The sequence below is a fragment of the Pseudomonas sp. WS 5010 genome, from assembly GCF_012985565.1.
GTDB lineage: Bacteria > Pseudomonadota > Gammaproteobacteria > Pseudomonadales > Pseudomonadaceae > Aquipseudomonas.
The window spans coordinates 822112-841039 of record NZ_JAAQWQ010000001.1; the positions used below are offsets into that span (position 1 = coordinate 822112).

The following is an 18928-nucleotide window of genomic DNA, read 5'->3' on the forward strand; positions in this document are numbered from 1 at the left end:
TATTCGTCGCACTTGTCGGGCACAGCCTAGCACTGGTTAAGAAGGTCGAGCGCAATAGTGGTTTTATTGTGTGAGGCTGGAAGCATTTAGTTTGTAGTCCTCTAAGAGTACAGATTAATCAGGCGCCCGTAGCTCAGCTGGATAGAGCATCCGCCTTCTAAGCGGATGGTCGCAGGTTCGAGTCCTGCCGGGTGCGCCATTAGGCAGCTTTGGCACAAGTAGCGCAAGATGGTGGGCGTAGCTCAGTTGGTAGAGCACGGGATTGTGACTCCCGTTGTCGAGGGTTCGATCCCCTTCGTCCACCCCATATTTCAAAAGGCGCCAGATTTAACGGTCTGGCGCCTTTGTTTTAAAAGCTTCAAGCCGCGGATGTGGTGGAATTGGTAGACACACTGGATTTAGGTTCCAGCGCCGCGAGGCGTAAGAGTTCGAGTCTCTTCATCCGCACCAAATACAGCGTCACCCTTGCCATGGGCTGGGTTGGTGCTTAACAGAGAAGGCGATTGGCTTCTTTGTCACGCAATATGGTGGGCGTAGCTCAGTTGGTAGAGCACGGGATTGTGACTCCCGTTGTCGAGGGTTCGATCCCCTTCGTCCACCCCATATTCCGAAAGGCGCCAGATTTAACAGTCTGGCGCCTTTTTTGTTTTAGCGGTTTACGTATTCGGCGACTGCAGGTTCTGGGTCGCAGGGGTGGGCGTTTCGTCGTATTTTTGTTTCTCGATGATGCCGTTCTACCCGCTGGCCTTGTGCGCAAGGTTGGCAACCAGGGAGATGGTTGGCAGCTTCTTCTATATATAGAAGGGTTGGTACAGAGCCCTGGCGTGATTGGCTGTATTTGTCACTGGGGCGAGGAGCATTCGTGCATTCGTACCTGTAAAATGCCTGCTGTTTTTTAACCCGTTTTCAGTAGGGTGACTTCTTGAGTTTGACCCACTAGAATGCATGCCCTTGATTCTTGGGTCGGAAACGGCCGGCTAACGTCTGTGCAACGAGGAATATCCATGCAAGTTTCTGTTGAAAATACTACTGCTATCGAGCGCCGCATGAGCATCACCGTGCCGGCAGAGCGCATCGAGACTGCGGTCAACAAGCGTCTGCAGCAGACTGCCCAGAAGGCCAAGATCGCTGGTTTCCGTCCAGGCAAAGTGCCGATGAGCGAAATCAAGCGCCGCTTTGGTGCTGACGCGCGTCAAGATGCCGTAGGTGACGTGATCCAGGCTTCCTTCTACGAAGCTGTTGTCGAGCAAAAGCTGAACCCGGCTGGTTCGCCTTCCATCGAGCCTAAGTCCTTGGAAGCTGGCAAGGACCTGGAATACGTTGCCGTATTCGAAGTGTTCCCAGAGTTCACCGTCGCTGGCTTCGAAGGTATCGAAATCGAGCGCCTGAGCGCCGAAGTGGCTGATGCCGACCTGGATAACATGCTGGAAATCCTGCGCAAGCAGAACACCCGTTTTGAAGTGGCCGATCGCGCTGCCCAGAACGAAGACCAACTGAACATCGATTTCGTAGGCAAGGTTGACGGCGAAGTCTTCGCTGGCGGCTCGGCCAAAGGCACCCAGTTGGTACTGGGCTCCAACCGCATGATCCCGGGTTTCGAAGACGGTCTGGTTGGCGCTAAAGCCGGCGAAGAGCGCGTTCTGAACCTGACTTTCCCTGCTGACTACCAGAACCTGGACCTGGCTGGCAAAGCCGCCGAGTTCACCGTGACTGTCAACAGTGTTTCCGAGCCTAAGCTGCCAGAACTGAACGAAGAGTTCTTCGCCCAGTTCGGCATCAAGGAAACCGGTATCGAAGGTTTCCGCGCCGAAGTTCGTAAGAACATGGAGCGTGAGCTGCGCCAGGCCATCAAGTCCAAGGTCAAGAACCAGGTCATGGACGGTCTGCTGGCCGCCAACCCGATCGAAGTGCCTAAGGCTCTGCTGTCCAACGAAGTGGACCGCCTGCGCGTACAAGCTGTTCAGCAGTTTGGTGGCAACATCAAGCCTGACCAACTGCCGGCCGAGCTGTTCGAAGAGCAAGCCAAGCGCCGCGTCGTGCTGGGTCTGATCGTGGCTGAAGTGGTCAAGCAGTTCGACCTCAAGCCTGACGAAGACCGCGTTCGCGAAATGATCCAGGAAATGGCTTCGGCCTACCAGGAGCCTGAGCAGGTCGTGGCTTGGTACTACAAGAATGACCAGCAGTTGAACGAAGTCCGTTCGGTTGTGCTGGAAGAACAAGTTGTGGATACTGTTCTGCAGAAGGCTAAGGTGACCGACAAAGCGGTCTCTTACGAAGAAGCAGTCAAGCCGGCAGAAGCAGCACAAGCCGACTGATTGTCCAACTCGTTTGAAAATACACCCATAAGCCAGCCTCGCGCTGGCTTATGCGTATTCAAGACATGACTATTTGGGAGTAACTGCAGAGCATGTTCCGTAATTCGTATATTCAGCAGAACTCTGATATCCAGGCCGCAGGCGGCCTGGTCCCGATGGTTGTCGAGCAATCTGCTCGTGGCGAACGCGCCTACGACATCTACTCGCGCCTGCTCAAGGAGCGAGTGATCTTTCTGGTTGGTCCGGTAGAGGACTACATGGCCAACCTGATCTGTGCGCAACTGCTGTTCCTTGAAGCGGAAAACCCGGACAAGGACATCCATCTCTACATCAACTCCCCAGGCGGTTCGGTGACGGCGGGCATGTCGATCTACGACACCATGCAGTTCATCAAGCCGAACGTATCCACCACGTGCATTGGCCAGGCCTGCAGCATGGGTGCATTCCTGCTGACCGCAGGTGCTGAAGGCAAGCGTTTCTGCCTGCCTAACTCGCGCGTGATGATTCACCAGCCACTGGGCGGTTTCCAGGGCCAGGCGTCGGACATCGAAATCCACGCCAAGGAAATCCTGTTTATCCGTGAGCGTCTCAATACGCTGATGGCCAAGCACAGCGGGCACACCCTGGAAGAAATCGAGCGCGATACCAACCGCGACAACTTCATGAGTGCCGAAGCCGCGCGTGAATACGGGCTGATCGACGCCGTGATCGACAAGCGCCCCGCTTAATATAAGCCGCTCAAAATAGGGCTGGTCGGCATGTCCGACCACCGGCGGGCTTGAAAAAGCCCGCATAAGCCTTCATCTTGTGTTGCAAGCCTATCGGATTTGGATCGAACGAATGACTGACACCCGCAACGGCGAGGACAACGGCAAGCTGCTCTATTGCTCCTTCTGTGGCAAAAGCCAGCATGAAGTGCGCAAATTGATTGCCGGCCCCTCGGTCTTTATCTGCGACGAGTGCGTCGACCTGTGCAATGACATCATCCGTGAGGAGGTGCAGGAGGCACAGGCCGAAAGCAGCGCGCATAAATTGCCTTCGCCTAAAGAAATCAGCGGCATCCTTGATCAGTACGTGATTGGTCAAGAGCGTGCAAAGAAGGTTCTGGCCGTAGCGGTGTACAACCACTACAAGCGCTTGAACCAGCGTGACAAGAAAGGTGACGAGGTCGAACTCGGCAAGAGCAACATCCTGCTGATCGGTCCTACAGGCTCGGGTAAAACCCTGCTTGCAGAAACCCTCGCTCGCCTGCTGAACGTTCCGTTCACCATCGCCGACGCCACCACCCTCACCGAGGCTGGCTACGTGGGTGAAGATGTCGAGAACATCATTCAGAAACTGCTGCAGAAGTGCGATTACGACGTAGAGAAGGCCCAGATGGGTATTGTCTATATCGATGAAATCGACAAGATTTCGCGCAAGTCCGACAACCCGTCGATCACCCGGGATGTTTCCGGTGAAGGCGTGCAGCAAGCCCTGCTGAAGTTGATTGAAGGCACGGTCGCTTCCGTACCGCCCCAAGGCGGCCGCAAGCACCCGCAGCAGGAATTCCTGCAGGTTGATACGCGTAACATCCTGTTTATCTGTGGCGGTGCGTTCTCCGGCCTGGAAAAGGTTATTCAAAACCGCTCCACCCGTGGCGGCATCGGTTTCAGTGCAGAAGTGCGCAGCAAGGAAGAAGGCAAGAAGGTGGGCGAGTCCCTGCGTGAAGTCGAGCCTGACGATCTGGTCAAGTTCGGTCTGATCCCGGAATTCGTTGGCCGTCTGCCGGTCCTGGCTACGCTGGACGAGTTGGACGAGGCTGCTCTGATTCAGATCCTCACCGAGCCGAAAAACGCCCTGACCAAGCAATACGCCAAGCTGTTCGAAATGGAAGGTGTAGACCTCGAGTTCCGTGCCGATGCGCTCAAATCGGTGGCCAAGCGGGCACTGGAGCGCAAAACTGGCGCACGTGGCCTGCGCTCGATTCTCGAAGGCGTACTGCTCGACACCATGTACGAAATCCCCTCGCAGTCCGAGGTGAGTAAAGTGGTGATCGACGAAAGCGTTATAGAAGGTAAGTCCAAGCCACTGTATATCTACGAAAACAGTGAGCCGGCTGCCAAGGCTGCGCCAGACGCGTAAGCGTTTCGCAGTTTCGGTACAAACAAGGGGCCTCTAGGGGCCCCTTTGTTTTTCATAGGGATTTTTACTGTGTGTAACTGCCAGCATTGAGCTTGTTTTTTTTACACGCAGCCCCCATCTTGGTTTCAAGCTTACTTTCATCTGTCATAGAGGCGAAATCATGAAGACAACCATTGAATTGCCTCTCCTGCCATTGCGTGATGTGGTTGTGTATCCGCACATGGTTATCCCGCTGTTCGTGGGGCGCGAGAAGTCTATCGAAGCCCTCGAGGCCGCGATGACGGGCGACAAGCAGATCCTGCTGTTGGCCCAGAGAAATCCGGCTGACGACGATCCAGGCGAAGACGCCCTGTATCGCGTCGGCACCATTGCCACCGTTCTGCAATTGCTCAAGCTGCCGGATGGCACCGTCAAGGTGCTGGTCGAGGGTGAGCAGCGCGGTGCGGTCGAGCGCTTCATGGAGGTGGACGGCCACCTGCGTGCAGAAGTGGCGTTGATCGACGAAGTCGATGCGCCTGAGCGCGAATCCGAAGTGTTTGTACGCAGCCTGCTGTCCCAGTTCGAGCAATACGTGCAACTGGGCAAGAAAGTCCCGGCTGAAGTCCTGTCCTCCCTCAACAGCATTGATGAGCCAAGCCGCCTGGTCGACACCATGGCTGCGCACATGGCGCTGAAGATCGAGCAGAAGCAAGACATCCTCGAAATCATCGACCTGTCGACCCGGGTCGAGCACGTCCTGGCCCTGCTGGATGCCGAGATCGATCTGTTGCAGGTCGAGAAGCGCATTCGCGGTCGCGTCAAGAAACAAATGGAGCGCAGCCAGCGCGAGTACTACCTGAATGAGCAGATGAAGGCCATTCAGAAAGAGCTCGGCGACAGCGAGGAAGGTCACAACGAAATCGAAGAGCTGAAAAAGCGCATCGATGCCGCAGGCCTGCCAAAAGACGCGTTGACCAAAGCCACCGCCGAGTTGAACAAACTCAAGCAAATGTCGCCGATGTCGGCCGAAGCCACCGTGGTTCGTTCCTACATCGACTGGCTGGTGCAGGTGCCGTGGAAAGCCCAGACCAAGGTGCGCCTGGACCTGGCGCGTGCCGAAGATATCCTCGACGCCGATCACTACGGCCTGGAGGAGGTCAAGGAGCGCATCCTCGAATACCTCGCCGTGCAAAAGCGCGTGAAGAAGATTCGTGGCCCGGTGTTGTGCCTGGTCGGTCCTCCGGGCGTGGGTAAAACCTCGCTGGCCGAGTCGATTGCCAACGCCACCAACCGAAAATTCGTACGCATGGCCCTCGGTGGCGTGCGTGATGAAGCGGAAATCCGTGGACATCGCCGGACTTACATCGGTTCGATGCCGGGAAGATTGATTCAAAAGATGACAAAGGTTGGCGTGCGCAATCCGCTGTTCCTGCTCGATGAAATCGACAAAATGGGCAGCGACATGCGTGGCGATCCTGCATCAGCCTTGCTCGAAGTGCTCGACCCCGAGCAGAACCACAATTTCAACGACCATTACCTGGAAGTCGACTACGACCTGTCCGACGTAATGTTCCTGTGCACCTCCAACTCGATGAACATCCCGCCAGCCCTGCTGGACCGGATGGAGGTGATTCGTCTGCCGGGTTACACCGAAGACGAGAAGATCAATATCGCCGTCAAGTACCTCGCGCCCAAGCAGATTGCGGCCAACGGGTTGAAGAAGGGCGAGATCGAATTTGATGTCGAGTCGATCCGCGACATCATTCGCTACTACACCCGCGAGGCCGGCGTACGGGGCCTTGAGCGTCAATTGGCGAAGATCTGCCGTAAGGCAGTCAAAGAACATGCCCTGGAAAAACGCTTCTCCGTGAAGGTTACGGCCGATGCGCTGGAGCACTTCCTGGGTGTGCGCAAATTCCGCTATGGCCTGGCCGAGCAGCAGGATCAGGTCGGGCAGGTGACTGGTCTGGCGTGGACCCAGGTGGGCGGCGAATTGCTGACCATCGAGGCCGCGGTGATCCCGGGCAAGGGGCAACTGATCAAGACCGGTTCCCTGGGTGACGTGATGGTCGAGTCCATCACGGCCGCGCAGACCGTGGTGCGCAGCCGCGCCCGCAGCCTGGGGATCCCCCTGGACTTCCACGAGAAGCACGACACCCACATCCATATGCCGGAAGGGGCGACCCCCAAAGACGGCCCTAGCGCTGGCGTAGGCATGTGCACGGCCCTGGTATCGGCCCTGACCGGCATCCCCGTGCGCGCCGATGTGGCCATGACCGGGGAAATCACCCTGCGTGGTCAGGTACTGGCCATTGGTGGCCTGAAGGAAAAACTGCTGGCTGCACACCGTGGTGGTATCAAGACGGTGATCATTCCTGAAGAGAATGTTCGCGACTTGAAGGAAATTCCTGACAATATTAAGCAGGATCTGCAGATTAAACCGGTTAAATGGATTGACGAGGTCCTGCAAATTGCGCTGCAATACGCGCCGGAGCCCTTGCCGGATGTGGCTCCCGAGATAGTCGCGAAGGACGAAAAACGCGAGACTGACTCTAAGGAAAGAATTAGCACGCATTAATACGTTTAAGCTTGGTGGCTTCCTTGACAGCTTTTTAGAGCCCTTGTTATAAAGCGGCTCTTATAAGTGCCTGTAGGCCATTCAGCACTGGTTTTTGCTTTCACCAAAAAACTTAGAATCATACTCAATAGATATAAGGGGACTTAGAGTGAACAAGTCGGAACTGATTGATGCTATCGCCGCATCTGCTGATATCCCGAAAGCCGCTGCTGGCCGTGCGCTGGACGCAGTAATCGAATCCGTCACTGGCGCTCTCAAGGCCGGCGACTCCGTGGTACTGGTAGGTTTCGGTACTTTCTCTGTGACCGATCGTCCAGCCCGCACTGGCCGTAACCCACAGACTGGCAAAGCACTGCAAATCGCTGCTGCCAAGAAACCAGGTTTCAAAGCCGGTAAAGCCCTGAAAGAAGCCGTCAACTAAGCTTCGTTCAAGCCTTTGCCTATCCGGGCTGGACGCAGGTCTGGCCTGGCAGCGGAGCGGCAACTGACCTGAGTATCCATTGGGTCGCGACGCCGGGGGGCGGGTTCAACACCCGTCCGTTCCGCCAGTTACGAGAAGGCGCATCCTCGGATGCGCCTTTCTTCTATCCGGATTCTACCCACGCTCCACGGTTGCCTAATTTTTGAAGTTCAACCGTTTCTGGGGGACGCATGCTGCAGAATATCAGGGACAATTCACAAGGCTGGATTGCCAAGACCATTATCGGGCTCATCGTTGTATTGATGGCCTTCACCGGTATCGAGGCCATTTTCCAGGCCACGACCAACAGCCAGGACGCGGCCAAGGTCAATGGTGAAGAAATCACTCAAAACGAGCTGAGCCAGGCCGTCGACATGCAACGTCGGCAGCTGATGCAACAACTGGGCAAGGACTTCGACGCGTCCTTGCTGGATGAAAAAATGCTGCGCGAGGCGGCCCTCAAAGGCCTGATCGATCGCAAGCTGCTGCTGCAAGGCGCGGCCGATTCGAAGTTCTCCTTCTCGGAAGCTGCACTGGACCAAGTGATCCTGCAGACCCCGGAGTTTCAGGAAGACGGCAAGTTCAGCGCTGAACGCTTCGACCAGGTGATCCGTCAACTGGGCTACAGCCGTATGCAGTTCCGGCAGATGCTGACCCAGGAAATGCTGATCGGCCAACTGCGCGCAGGCATTGCCGGCAGCGGTTTTGTCACCGACCAGGAAGTGCTGAACTTTGCGCGTCTGGAAAAACAGACCCGTGATTTCGCCACCGTCAGCATCAAGGCCGACCCGGCAGCCGTGAAACTCACCGACGACGAGGTCAAGGCTTACTACGACCAACACGCCAAAGAGTTCATGACTCCGGACCAGGTCGTCATCGACTACCTGGAGCTGAAGAAGTCTTCGTTCTTTGACCAGGTAGCGGTCAAGGACGATGAGCTGCAGGCCCTGTACGAGAAAGAAACCGCCAACCTCGCTGAACAGCGTCGTGCCGCGCACATTCTGATCGAAGTCAACGACAAGGTCACCGAGGCCCAGGCCAAGGCCAAGATCGAGGAAGTCCAGGCGCGCCTGGCCAAGGGCGAAAGCTTCGAGGCCCTGGCCAAGGAGTTCTCCCAGGATCCGGGTTCGGCCAACAATGGCGGCGACCTGGGTTTTGCAGGCCCTGGCGTCTACGATCCTGAGTTCGAAAGCGCCCTGTACGCCTTGAACAAGGACCAGGTCTCGGCACCGGTACGTTCCAGCTTCGGCTGGCACCTGATCAAGCTGCTGGGTGTTGAAGCGCCAGAAGTGCCTTCGTTCGCCAGCCTGAAAGACAAGCTGACCCGCGAGCTGAAGACCCAGCAAGTGGAGCAGCGCTTCGTCGAGGCAACCAAGCAACTGGAAGATGCGGCATTCGAAGCCTCCGACCTGGCCCAGCCAGCTTCGGACTTGAAGCTGACCGTACACACTTCGGCGCCGTTTGGCCGTGAAGGTGGCGAAGGCATCGCGGCCAACCGTGCTGTGATCCAGGCGGCTTTCAGCCCTGAAGTGCTGGATGAGGGTGCCAACAGCACCGCCATCGAGCTGGATCCGGAAACCATCGTGGTCCTGCGCGCCAAGGAGCACCGCAAGCCGGAGCAACTGCCGCTGGAAAGCGTGGCGACCGCCATCCGTGCCCAGTTGACCAAGGAGCGTGCAAGCGCTGCGGCGAAGACCCATGCTGACGAGCTGATCGCTAACCTGCGCGACGGCAAGCTGGCATTGGACCAGGCGGTTGATGGCCAGGCCTGGAAAGTCACCGAAGCTGCTACCCGTGGCCAGGAAGGCGTCGAGCCTGCCGTGCTGCAAGCGCTGTTCCGCATGGCCAAGCCGGCGGCGAAGGACAAACCGACCTTCACCGACGTGACCCTGCCAGATGGCAGCTTGATGATCCTGCGCCTGAACAACGTCAACGAAGGCGCTGCGCCAACCGATGAAGAGAAGGAGCAATATCGTCGCTTCCTCGCTTCGCGGGTCGGTCAGCAGGACTTCGCCGCGTTCCGCAAGGAGCTGGAAACCAAGGCTGACATCAAGCGGTTCTGATGTAGTAATACCGTTTCAAAAAAACACCCCGGCCTGAAACCGGGGTCTTTTTTTGCCTGTTTGTCAGGTGCGGCGAGGCTGCAGGGTGGTGATCAATGCCAGCGTAGCCAAGGCGGCAACGACCCAGGGAAACCACATGACGCCCCATCCCTGAAGCAGTATGCCGCCCAGCAGCCCACCGCCGGCAATCCCCAGGTTCCACACCGTCACCAGCATCGACTGGGCTGCATCCGCCGAGTCACCGGCCGATTTGGCCAGCGCGGTTTGCAGCAAGGCAGGCAAGCCGCCAAACGCCAGGCCCCAGATGGCGACTGACAGGTAGACGACCTCGGTAGAGGCGATCCACAGCCCCAGGGCCAATGCTGCAGCGGCAAACAGGGTGCAGCTGCTCACCAGTAGGACCTGCAGCAGGCGGTCAATCAACAGGCCGACGATCCAGATCCCCATCAGCGCGGCCAGGCCAAATACCAGCAACACCCGGTCGATGTCGGCGGTAAGCCCGGCGGGCGCCAGGAACGGCGCGATATAGGTGTACAGAATGTTATGCGCCAGCACGTAGGTAAAGGTCACCCACAGCACCGGTCGCACCCCTGGCAAACGCAGGACCTGGCGCAAGCCCAGGCGCTGTTGCGCACGTTGCCCGGCAAAGTCCGGCACCTGCCAGCGTACCCACGCCAGTAGCAGCACTGTCAGCCCGGTCATGATCGCAAAGCTCAAGCGCCAACCCACTGCAGTGCCCAGAAACGTTCCGGCAGGCACTCCAAGGGATAACGCCAGGGGCGCGCCCAGCATTGCCACGGCAATCGCCCGGCCCTGTAGGTGCGGGGCCACCATGCGGCTGGCATATCCTGCCAGCAGTGCCCAGAGCAAACCCGCGAACACCCCGGCCAACAGCCGTGCGACCAGGGTCAGCCAATACACGCTTGATAGTGCCGTGACACTGTTGACTAGCGCGAAGCCACCAATGGCTAGCATCAGCAAGGGGCGGCGGCGCCAGCCACGGGTGGCGATGGTCAGGGGGATGGCGGCCAGCAACGAGCCGAGGGCATACAGCGTGACGAGCTGGCCGACCAGCGCCTCGCTCACCCCGAGGCCGGCGCTCATCTGGGGCAGCAGACCTGCGGGCATCGCCTCGGTGAGGATGGTGATGAAGCCGGCGGTGGCCAGCGCCAGCAAGCCCGCCATGGGCAGGCGTTCGCGCTGGCTGGGCAGGCATTGCGGTGTACTGCAGTCATTCATGTGGCTCGGCTCCGTATTCAAGGCATCAGGACATCGGGGCAGAGTAGGGGGCTGAACCGCTTGGAAAAATGGGCTAAGGTTCCGAACTTATCGGACGTTTATGTCCGCAATTCGCAGGAAGTGACAATGGACAGTCTGGGCAGTATGTCGGTGTTTGTGCAGGTCGCGGAGACCCGCAGCTTTACCCAGGCCGGTCGGCTGCTGGGGGTGTCGTCCTCGGCTGTGGGCAAAAGCATTGCGCGCATGGAGCAGCGTCTGGGGGTGCGGCTGTTCCATCGCAGTACCCGCAGTATCACGCTGACGGCCGAGGGCGCGCTGTTTCTCGAGCGTTCACGGCGGATCCTGGCCGAGGTTGAAGCGGCCGAGCAGGAGTTGACTGAAGCAGCGACCACCCCCCGTGGCAAATTACGCATCAGTTTGCCCCAGGTCAGGGGCCTGTTGATGCCGGTGCTGACCGAGTTTATGCGGTCCTATCCAGAGATTGAGCTGGACGTGGATTTTTCCGACCGCATGGTGGATGTGATCGAGGAAGGCTTCGACGCTGTGGTGCGCACCGGCAAGCCCGAGGACTCGCGGCTGTCGGCGCGGCTGCTGGGGCACTATCGGTTGGTGCTGGTGGGAGCGCCGCAGTACTTCGCCTTACACGGCGTACCGGCCTGTCCTACGGACCTCAACCATCATGCCTGCCTACGTCACAAGTTTTGCGCCACCGGCAAGCTGGAGAGCTGGCCCCTGCGCCATTTACCGGGCGAACCCGAACCGGTGCTGCGTGCACCGTTGGTCAGCACGACCATCGAGTCGCTAAAGCACGTCGTGCACGAAGGCCTTGGGATCGCCTGCCTGCCGGACTTCATGGTCCGCGAATCCGTCGAGCAGGGCCGCCTGCAGCGGGTGCTGGACGATTACCTGGAGCACAGTGGCAGCTTCTGGATGCTCTGGCCGTCGAGCCGACATGCCTCGGCCAAACTGCGGGTGTTTATCGATCATATGAGCGCCAGGCTTTTTCCTGCACCGCGCGTCGAGCCGGCTGGTGACGTTTTACCGACAGGAATCCGCGCGCGCAGCCGGTGATCTGTTGCACAATACCGCCCTGACCGTTTTCCTCAGGATGATCAATGTCAACTTCATTTCACTTGCGTGGCCTCGCGCTCGCGCTGGTGCTGGCAGGCGCCACGGGCTGCTCGTCGCCCAAGACCGCTATTTACGAACATGAGAACTTCGACGACTCCGGTACGTTTTCGCGCAATTACCCGGTCAGCGATATCGCGGCCTGCGAAGCGGCACGCCGGGCGTTGCTCAGCCAGGGCTACATCATCACCAGCAGCGACCCGAAGCTGGTGAGCGGTAACAAAAGTTTCCAGCAGACCGGTGAGACCCATCTACAGATCAGTTTCAACGTGGTGTGTGCCGAAGATGGCAGCGGCGAGCATCATGCCACCATGTTTGCCAACGCCCTGCAGGATCGCTACGCGCTGAAAAAGGTCAACAACTCCGCCAGCCTGGGGGTGGGCGTACTCGGTTCGGTGTCGATGCCGATCGGCTCCACCGACGACTCGATGGTCAAGGTGGCCAGCGAGACGGTCACCTCGCCCAAGTTCTATGACCGCTACTTTTCCTTGGTGGATGTGTTCCTGCCCCAGGAAGTGAAAGCCGCCGAGCACATTCCCGAAGCGCCAAAGGCCGATCTCGGCGTACCGGAGCCCAAGCCCGCGCCGGCGGTGGACAAGGTAGAAGCGCCGAAAGAAGTGCCGCCGGTACCTGTCGCGCCAGCGGTCTCGGAACCGCTTGCACCGCCGGTAGAGGCCATGCCCATTACCCCGCAAACTCCAGCAGAAGTGCCGACTACACCTGTGCTGCCGGCACCGACAGAGGTGATTCCACCGCTGCCGGCCACCGGCGAGTAATTACGCGCGGGCCGAGAGGGTCAAGTTTGATGTATTAAATCCGTTGCCCGTCGCTACGTTTAATCCTGGAGCGCAGGAATGTCATGACCCTGTCTTTTTTTCGTCACCACGGCACTTTAGGCTGGTGATGCAGGTCACTTGAACAACCTGCTTTGATGACACAAGGAGTCGACGATGGACGATTATCAAGAAGAGCTGCTGGAATACCAGGCCTTTGAACTGGACCCTTCGCACCCGGCCGACGACGCCACCGAGTTGTAGGCAGGCGTCAGGCGGAATGCCGCTGACTGCGGCGAAATTCCCCTGGGGTCTGGCTGTTCCAGCGCTTGAAGGCCCGTTGAAAGGCCTCCGCTGAGGCAAAACCGAGCAAGTAGGCAATTTCCCCAAACGCCAGTTCCGTGTCGCGAATGTAGGTCATGGCCAGGTCGCGGCGGGTGTCGTTGAGAATCGCGCGAAACTGCGTGCCTTCCTCGGCCAGTTTGCGGCGCAAGGTCCAGGTTGGCAGCTTCAGGCGCGCCGCCACTTCTTCCAGGTCGGGTTCCCGGCCGCCATTGAGCATCGGCCCCAGCAAACGAATGATGCGCTCGCGCAGGCTGCGGGTGCGGGTCAGTTGCTCCAACTCCCGTTCACACAATTGCACCAGCAAGTGCCAGGTACTTGGGCAGTGCTGCGGGTTGCGCAGGCCCAGGCTGTACTGGCTCAGCCGCAGTTGGTTGAGCTCGGCGCCGAACTGCACCGGGCACTCGCCCAGCACGCTGTAGCTGGCGCTGTAGTCCGGTGCGGCGAATTCGATTTCGATGCGCTCGGCCAGCACCGGCTGCTGGCACAAGTTCGCCATCTGATGCAGCCAGCCGGCCAGAATCGAGTCCACCACGAAGCGGTTATAAGCGTTGTACGGGCTGATGGAATAGAAGCGCAGCCAAGCGCCCTGGGCGTCTTCATGAAAGCTCGACTGGCCACGGTAGTTGGCGCCGTACAAGGCTTCGAAGCGCGTCAGGGTGCGTGCCGCTTCGCGCACGTTGGGCGCCTGGGCGGCGGTGACGCCGGCCAGGCCAAGTTGATTCATACGGCTCAACTGGCCCATGCGCAGGCCCAGGCCGGGGTCGCCGGTCAGTTGGATGGCCGCATGGCCCAGGCGCATATAGCGCGGGATCGACAGGCGCGCGCCGGGTTCACTCAAGCGCGCCGGGTCCAGGCCGTATTGCAACAGCAACGGCTGCGGGTCCAGGCCATGGCTGAGGATGGCGTCGGCCAGGGTGTGCACGATGCCCACCGATAAGTCCCCGAGGCGCATCGGTGCCGGCTTCATGGGTTTATAGCCACACGTTCAGCAGGCGCGCACCACGTGCGTTGCCGTCGGCGAAGACTTGGCCGTTGGCACTGAGAAAGCTCTGGCCGCTGGTGCCCTGGTCCCAGAACTGCCCGCGCATGAATACGCTCATGCCGGCACCGGCCAGGCTGATGGGGGCCTGGCTGATCAGGCTCAGGCGATGCCAGGCTTCGCCTTCACTGAGCTCTTCGGGCTTGAGGCTGACTTCCGGGGGCGTGGACACACTTTTGAAGCCGCGCCATGGCTTGTCCCAGGTGTCTCGGCCAATCACCAGTGCCGGCACGGCCACCAGTTGCGCGCCTTGTTCGTTGAGCTTGCGGTAGTTGTCGGGGTACCAACTGTCGCTGCCGATCAGGATGCCCAGGCGCCCGGCCGGGGTGTCGATCACGCTGACCGCGTTTTCGTCGCCCGGGGCGATAAAACCGCGCTCATCGAAGATCGGGTAGAGCTGGCGCTGGGGTTGGCCCAGCGGCAGGCCATCGCGGTCGAACACCAGGCTGGTGTTGTACAGCGCGCCATGGCCGACCTGCAGTTGACCCTGGCTGATACTGGGGTTGGGCAGGGCGATGGAGCCGGCAACCAGGGTCACCCCGAACTCCTTGGCCAGGCCACCAAACAGCACCTGGTAATCGCGGGCCATGGCCGGCGCCTTCATGCGCAGGTAGGCATCGTCCAGGCGGTTATCGCCCTGGGCGCTGATCAATGCGCGCAGGAACAGCAAAGGGTTGCTCGCCGACAGCCAGTTCATCGCCTCCTTGAAGTTAGTCGCCTGATACAGCTCGTTTTTTTCGCCACTGACCATCAGCCAGGTGCCGACATGTTCGGGCAGGACCACGATGGTTTTATCATTGAGCAGGCCCAGTTCCTGGGCATTGCGCAGGTAGGCCGAGAGCTTGAGGTGCAAGCGTTCCAGGCTCTGGTAGTCAGCGGGGAACAGCTCCGGCTGGATGCCCAGCAGGTTGCCGTGATCGGCGGGAGTGCCCTCGTTTACAGCCAGGTTGATCCGCAGGTCCGACAGGTAATGCCCCACGGGGCGCTCCTGGGTCCAGACCAGATAGGCGGAAACGGCGGCGACCAGGGCCATGGTGAGGGTCAAAGCAAGTAATTTACGCATGGGGGAACAGACAGCAGGCCGTGTGCAGGGTTCGCCCCTAGGGTAGGGCGCGTCGCCACGCTTGCCAAGGGGCGTTGCGCATTTGGATCAATAAGTTGTCAGTTTCAGTCATTGAGCGCTAACGGCGTGGCTCTTAGTCTGTGGAACATAAACCGATGGCCGGCCATTCGAGCCTGTCACGTCCCGTGATGATCCGTTGTGGAGCTGTACCATGACCGCTGCTGCCTACCCGCACCTGCTGGCCCCGTTGGACCTGGGTTTTACCACCTTGCGCAATCGCACCCTGATGGGTTCGATGCACACCGGCCTTGAAGAAAAACCTGGCGGCTTCGAGCGCATGGCGGCGTATTTTGCCGAGCGCGCCCGTGGCGGCGTGGGCCTGATGGTCACCGGCGGTATTGGCCCGAACGATGAAGGCGGGGTGTACTCCGGGGCCGCCAAGCTGACCACCGAAGCCGAGGCGCTCAAGCACAAGATCGTCACCCAGGCCGTGCATGAGGCCGGTGGCAAGATCTGCATGCAGATCCTCCACGCGGGGCGTTATGCCTACAGCCCCAAGCAGGTCGCCCCCAGCGCGATCCAGGCGCCGATCAATCCGTTCAAGCCCAAGGAGCTGGACGAGGAAGGCATCGAGAAGCAGATCAGCGACTTTGTCACCTGCTCGGTATTGGCCCAGGTCGCCGAGTACGACGGCGTCGAAATCATGGGGTCCGAAGGTTATTTCATTAACCAGTTCCTCGCCGCCCACACCAACCACCGCACCGACCGCTGGGGCGGCGCCTACGAGAACCGCATGCGCCTGCCGGTGGAAATCGTGCGCCGGGTGCGCGAAGCCGTGGGGCCGAATTTCATCATCATCTTCCGCCTGTCGATGCTCGACCTGGTGGAGGGCGGCAGCACCTGGGAAGAAATCGTCCAGTTGGCCAAGGCCATCGAACAGGCGGGCGCGACGATTATCAATACCGGTATCGGCTGGCACGAAGCGCGCATCCCGACCATCGCCACCAAGGTGCCGCGCGGTGCGTTCAGTAAAGTCACGGCCAAGCTGCGTGGCGCGGTGCAGATCCCGTTGATCACCACCAACCGTATCAACACCCCGGAAGTGGCCGAGCAGATCCTCGCCGAGGGCGATGCCGACATGGTGTCCATGGCCCGGCCGTTCCTCGCCGACCCGGAGTTCGTCAACAAGGCCGCCGCTGGGCGCGCCGATGAGATCAATACCTGCATCGGCTGCAACCAGGCCTGCCTGGACCACACCTTCGGCGGCAAGTTGACCACCTGCCTGGTCAACCCGCGCGCCTGCTACGAGACCGAGCTCAATTACCTGCCGGTCCAGCAGATCAAGAAAATCGCCGTAGTCGGCGCCGGCCCAGCCGGACTGGCCGCTGCCACCGTGGCGGCGGAGCGCGGGCACCAGGTGACCCTGTTCGATTCGGCCAGCGAGATCGGCGGCCAGTTCAATGTGGCCAAGCGCGTGCCGGGCAAGGAAGAGTTTTTTGAAACCCTGCGGTACTTCAAGCGCAAGCTGCAGACCACCCATGTCGAGCTGTGCCTCAACACCCGGGTCGATGTAGCGCAACTGGTGGCCGGCGGCTATGACGAGATCATCCTCGCCACCGGTATTGCGCCGCGTACCCCGGCGATTCCTGGCGTGGAAAACCCCAAGGTGCTCAGCTACCTGGACGTGCTCCTGCAGCGCAAGCCGGTGGGCAAGCGCGTTGCCGTGATCGGTGCCGGTGGTATCGGCTTTGACGTGTCGGAGTTCCTCGTGCACCAGGGCGTGTCCACCAGCCTGGACCGCGAAGCGTTCTGGAAGGAGTGGGGCATCGACACCCTGTTGCAGGCCCGCGGCGGCGTGGCCGGGATCAAACCCCAGCCCCACGCCCCGGCGCGCGAGGTTTACCTGTTGCAGCGCAAGGCTTCCAAGGTTGGTGACGGCCTGGGCAAGACCACCGGCTGGATCCACCGTACCGGCCTGAAGAACAAGCAGGTGCAGATGCTCAATAGCGTTGAATACCTGAAGATCGACGATGAGGGCCTGCATATCCGTATTGGTGCCGAGGGCGAGCCGCAGGTGCTGGCGGTGGACAACATTGTGATCTGCGCCGGCCAGGACCCGCTGCGCGAACTGCAGGACGGCCTGGTCGCCGCTGGCCAGAACGTGCACCTGATCGGCGGTGCCGACGTGGCCGCCGAGCTGGATGCCAAGCGCGCCATCAACCAGGGCTCGCGCCTGGCCGCCGAGTTGTAAGGGCCGCGCAGGGGCGGTGTTAGACTACCGCCCCTTTTTTCATGCAGACGTGCCCTGATGGGTCCTTTCGATTGGCTTCCCCACGCGCCCCTTGAACCCTTGCAGTTGGATTGGCTGAACGGGGTCGAGGTGGCCGTGCTGCGCCTGGACCGCATCGACCCGCTGATCAGCGGCAACAAGTGGTTCAAGCTCACCGGGCACCTGGCCCAGGCGCGACAGGCGGGTGCCAGCGGCATCATCAGCCTGGGCGGCGCCTACTCCAATCATCTACATGCCCTGGCGGCGGCCGGCAAACGCTTCGGTTTTGCCACCGTCGGCCTGTTGCGCGGGCACCCGCAAGACACCCCGACGGTCCTCGACCTGCAAGCCTTCGGCATGCAACTGCACTGGCTGGGCTACGGCGGTTACCGTGCGCGTCATGCGCCGGACTTCTGGTTGCCCTGGCGCGAGCGGTATCCGCACCTGCATCCCGTACCCGAGGGCGGCGGCGCCATGACCGGGGCGTTGGGCTGTGGCGTGTTGGTCGAGCAGGTGCGCAGGCAGTTGCCCGCCCTGGGGTGGGCCAACTACGACGCCTGGTGGCTGGCAGCCGGCACCGGTACCACCCTGGCGGGTTTGGTGCTGGCGGAGGCGGGCGCGCATCCTGTGTACGGGGCCATGGCGGTGCCGGATGACCACGGTGTCGTGCAGAACGTGCGGGCCATCGTGCAGGGCGGGTATGAACTGTTGGACGCCAGTCGTGGCGGTTTTGCGAAAGTCGATCCGCCATTGCTGGCCTTCATCGACGCCACGCAGCAGGCCAGTGGCTTGCCCCTGGAGCCGCTCTATACCGGCAAGGCGCTGCTGGCGCTCAAGCAGCAGATCGAGGCCGGGCGCTTTGCCCCCGGCACTCGCCTGGTTTTTGTGCACACCGGCGGCTTGCAGGGCCGCCGGGGTTTTGTGGATTAACGCTTGGGCAACATGCGCAACACGGTGTTATCCCGCATGAAGTAGTGGTGGTACAGACCCGCCGCCGCATGCAGGCCGATCAGCCAGTAGCCGATGGTGCCGCCCAATACATGCCAGCCTTCGATCTGCTTGGCCAGGTCCTTGTTTTCACCGATCAGCGGTGGCAACTCGATCCCGTAGAACCACACCGAATGCCCTTCGGCACTGACAATCAGCCAGCCAAAGATCGGCATGCCGATCATGAACACATACAACGCCACGTGCATCAAGGTCGCCAGTAGCGCTTGCCATTGCGGCGGCGCGGGCAAAATCTTCGGCGCCACGCCAAGGCTGCGGGCAAACAGGCGCAGCCAGACCAGTACGAATACGGTCAGGCCGAACATGAAGTGCAGTTCCTTGATTAACGTGCGTCCGCCACTGCCTTTGGGGAAAATCCCGCGAAATTCAATGGTGACGTAGACCGCCACCAGCAGCACTAGCATCAGCCAGTGCAAGGCGATGGACATCGTACTGTAACGGGACTCGCTGTTTTTCCACGGCATCGCGTCTTTCCTCACTCATCAGGGGCAAACCTCCGTTCTTTGGCGACGGAGTCCCTAAAGCCTAAACCTGTTATGCAAGGT

At 60.1% G+C, this 18928-nt stretch carries 14 protein-coding genes and 4 tRNA genes; 14 read left to right on the forward strand and 4 right to left on the reverse strand.

The genetic code is table 11. The features are described 5' to 3' along the window. The first annotated feature begins 122 nt into the window (after positions 1-122). The 10 genes from HBO11_RS03970 (at position 123) to HBO11_RS04015 (ending at position 9519) form a co-directional block, all read left to right on the forward strand. A tRNA-Arg gene (locus HBO11_RS03970) sits at positions 123-199 on the forward strand. A 32-nt stretch (positions 200-231) separates the two neighbouring features. Continuing rightward, positions 232-307 (forward strand) — tRNA-His (locus HBO11_RS03975). Positions 308-365: 58 nt separating this feature from the next. Beyond that, positions 366-450: transfer RNA gene (locus HBO11_RS03980), tRNA-Leu, on the forward strand. A gap of 77 nt (positions 451-527) precedes the next feature. Continuing rightward, positions 528-603: transfer RNA gene (locus tag HBO11_RS03985), tRNA-His, on the forward strand. Positions 604-1004: 401 nt separating this feature from the next. Further along, entirely contained in the window at positions 1005-2315 is a 1311-nt protein-coding gene (gene tig, locus HBO11_RS03990) for a trigger factor (RefSeq protein WP_029298423.1), read from the forward strand. A 92-nt stretch (positions 2316-2407) separates the two neighbouring features. Further along, the gene (gene clpP, locus HBO11_RS03995; RefSeq protein WP_029298421.1) at positions 2408-3043 is read left to right on the forward strand and encodes an ATP-dependent Clp endopeptidase proteolytic subunit ClpP; all 636 of its coding nucleotides are present in this window, start codon (positions 2408-2410) and stop codon (positions 3041-3043) included. 112 nt (positions 3044-3155) lie between these two features. Further along, on the forward strand, positions 3156-4439 hold the full coding sequence (clpX, locus tag HBO11_RS04000; protein ID WP_029298419.1) for an ATP-dependent Clp protease ATP-binding subunit ClpX: 1284 nt from the start codon (positions 3156-3158) through the stop codon (positions 4437-4439). Between the two features lie 160 nt (positions 4440-4599). After that, positions 4600-6996 (forward strand): endopeptidase La, encoded by a 2397-nt coding sequence (lon, locus tag HBO11_RS04005; protein ID WP_169954402.1) that lies wholly within the window; start codon positions 4600-4602, stop codon positions 6994-6996. Positions 6997-7144: 148 nt separating this feature from the next. After that, on the forward strand, positions 7145-7417 hold the full coding sequence (locus HBO11_RS04010; protein ID WP_003174819.1) for an HU family DNA-binding protein: 273 nt from the start codon (positions 7145-7147) through the stop codon (positions 7415-7417). 230 nt (positions 7418-7647) lie between these two features. Then, a complete protein-coding gene (locus HBO11_RS04015) occupies positions 7648-9519 on the forward strand; it encodes a SurA N-terminal domain-containing protein (RefSeq protein ID WP_169954401.1) in 1872 nt (623 codons plus the stop codon). A gap of 63 nt (positions 9520-9582) precedes the next feature. Here the strand turns inward: HBO11_RS04015 and HBO11_RS04020 are convergent, their stop codons facing one another. Next, complete coding sequence (locus HBO11_RS04020; RefSeq protein ID WP_169954400.1) at positions 9583-10758, reverse strand: MFS transporter; 1176 nt, start codon at positions 10756-10758, stop codon at positions 9583-9585. A 126-nt stretch (positions 10759-10884) separates the two neighbouring features. Between HBO11_RS04020 and HBO11_RS04025 the strand changes: the two genes are divergently transcribed. Next, a complete protein-coding gene (locus HBO11_RS04025; RefSeq protein ID WP_169954399.1) occupies positions 10885-11829 on the forward strand; it encodes a LysR family transcriptional regulator in 945 nt (314 codons plus the stop codon). 44 nt (positions 11830-11873) lie between these two features. Next, positions 11874-12662, forward strand: a complete 789-nt coding sequence (locus HBO11_RS04030; RefSeq protein ID WP_169954398.1) for a DUF2242 domain-containing protein — start codon at positions 11874-11876, stop codon at positions 12660-12662. Between the two features lie 268 nt (positions 12663-12930). Here the strand turns inward: HBO11_RS04030 and HBO11_RS04035 are convergent, their stop codons facing one another. Then, on the reverse strand, positions 12931-13971 hold the full coding sequence (locus tag HBO11_RS04035) for an AraC family transcriptional regulator (protein WP_169954397.1): 1041 nt from the start codon (positions 13969-13971) through the stop codon (positions 12931-12933). A gap of 4 nt (positions 13972-13975) precedes the next feature. Beyond that, the gene (locus HBO11_RS04040) at positions 13976-15106 is read right to left on the reverse strand and encodes a carbon-nitrogen hydrolase family protein (protein WP_169954396.1); all 1131 of its coding nucleotides are present in this window, start codon (positions 15104-15106) and stop codon (positions 13976-13978) included. 211 nt (positions 15107-15317) lie between these two features. Here HBO11_RS04040 and HBO11_RS04045 point away from each other — a divergent pair, with 211 nt between their 5' ends. Continuing rightward, the gene (locus HBO11_RS04045; protein WP_169954395.1) at positions 15318-17357 is read left to right on the forward strand and encodes an NADPH-dependent 2,4-dienoyl-CoA reductase; all 2040 of its coding nucleotides are present in this window, start codon (positions 15318-15320) and stop codon (positions 17355-17357) included. A 57-nt stretch (positions 17358-17414) separates the two neighbouring features. Then, positions 17415-18305 (forward strand): pyridoxal-phosphate dependent enzyme, encoded by an 891-nt coding sequence (locus tag HBO11_RS04050; protein WP_169954394.1) that lies wholly within the window; start codon positions 17415-17417, stop codon positions 18303-18305. Here the strand turns inward: HBO11_RS04050 and HBO11_RS04055 are convergent. After that, complete coding sequence (locus HBO11_RS04055; RefSeq protein ID WP_099169023.1) at positions 18302-18847, reverse strand: cytochrome b; 546 nt, start codon at positions 18845-18847, stop codon at positions 18302-18304. The genes HBO11_RS04050 and HBO11_RS04055 overlap by 4 nt on opposite strands. Positions 18848-18928 lie beyond the last annotated feature (81 nt).

What these genes read in the sequence shown, in the direction of transcription:
- tig (WP_029298423.1), top strand. Translation starts at nt 1,005, where the DNA reads ATGCAAGTTTCTGTTGAAAATACTACTGCTATCGAGCGCCGCATGAGC.
- clpP (WP_029298421.1), top strand. Translation starts at nt 2,408, where the DNA reads ATGTTCCGTAATTCGTATATTCAGCAGAACTCTGATATCCAGGCCGCA.
- clpX (WP_029298419.1), top strand. Translation starts at nt 3,156, where the DNA reads ATGACTGACACCCGCAACGGCGAGGACAACGGCAAGCTGCTCTATTGC.
- lon (WP_169954402.1), top strand. Translation starts at nt 4,600, where the DNA reads ATGAAGACAACCATTGAATTGCCTCTCCTGCCATTGCGTGATGTGGTT.
- HBO11_RS04015 (WP_169954401.1), top strand. Translation starts at nt 7,648, where the DNA reads ATGCTGCAGAATATCAGGGACAATTCACAAGGCTGGATTGCCAAGACC.
- HBO11_RS04020 (WP_169954400.1), bottom strand. Translation starts at nt 10,758, where the DNA reads ATGAATGACTGCAGTACACCGCAATGCCTGCCCAGCCAGCGCGAACGC.
- HBO11_RS04025 (WP_169954399.1), top strand. Translation starts at nt 10,885, where the DNA reads ATGGACAGTCTGGGCAGTATGTCGGTGTTTGTGCAGGTCGCGGAGACC.
- HBO11_RS04030 (WP_169954398.1), top strand. Translation starts at nt 11,874, where the DNA reads ATGTCAACTTCATTTCACTTGCGTGGCCTCGCGCTCGCGCTGGTGCTG.
- HBO11_RS04035 (WP_169954397.1), bottom strand. Translation starts at nt 13,971, where the DNA reads ATGAAGCCGGCACCGATGCGCCTCGGGGACTTATCGGTGGGCATCGTG.
- HBO11_RS04040 (WP_169954396.1), bottom strand. Translation starts at nt 15,106, where the DNA reads ATGCGTAAATTACTTGCTTTGACCCTCACCATGGCCCTGGTCGCCGCC.
- HBO11_RS04045 (WP_169954395.1), top strand. Translation starts at nt 15,318, where the DNA reads ATGACCGCTGCTGCCTACCCGCACCTGCTGGCCCCGTTGGACCTGGGT.
- HBO11_RS04050 (WP_169954394.1), top strand. Translation starts at nt 17,415, where the DNA reads ATGGGTCCTTTCGATTGGCTTCCCCACGCGCCCCTTGAACCCTTGCAG.
- HBO11_RS04055 (WP_099169023.1), bottom strand. Translation starts at nt 18,847, where the DNA reads ATGCCGTGGAAAAACAGCGAGTCCCGTTACAGTACGATGTCCATCGCC.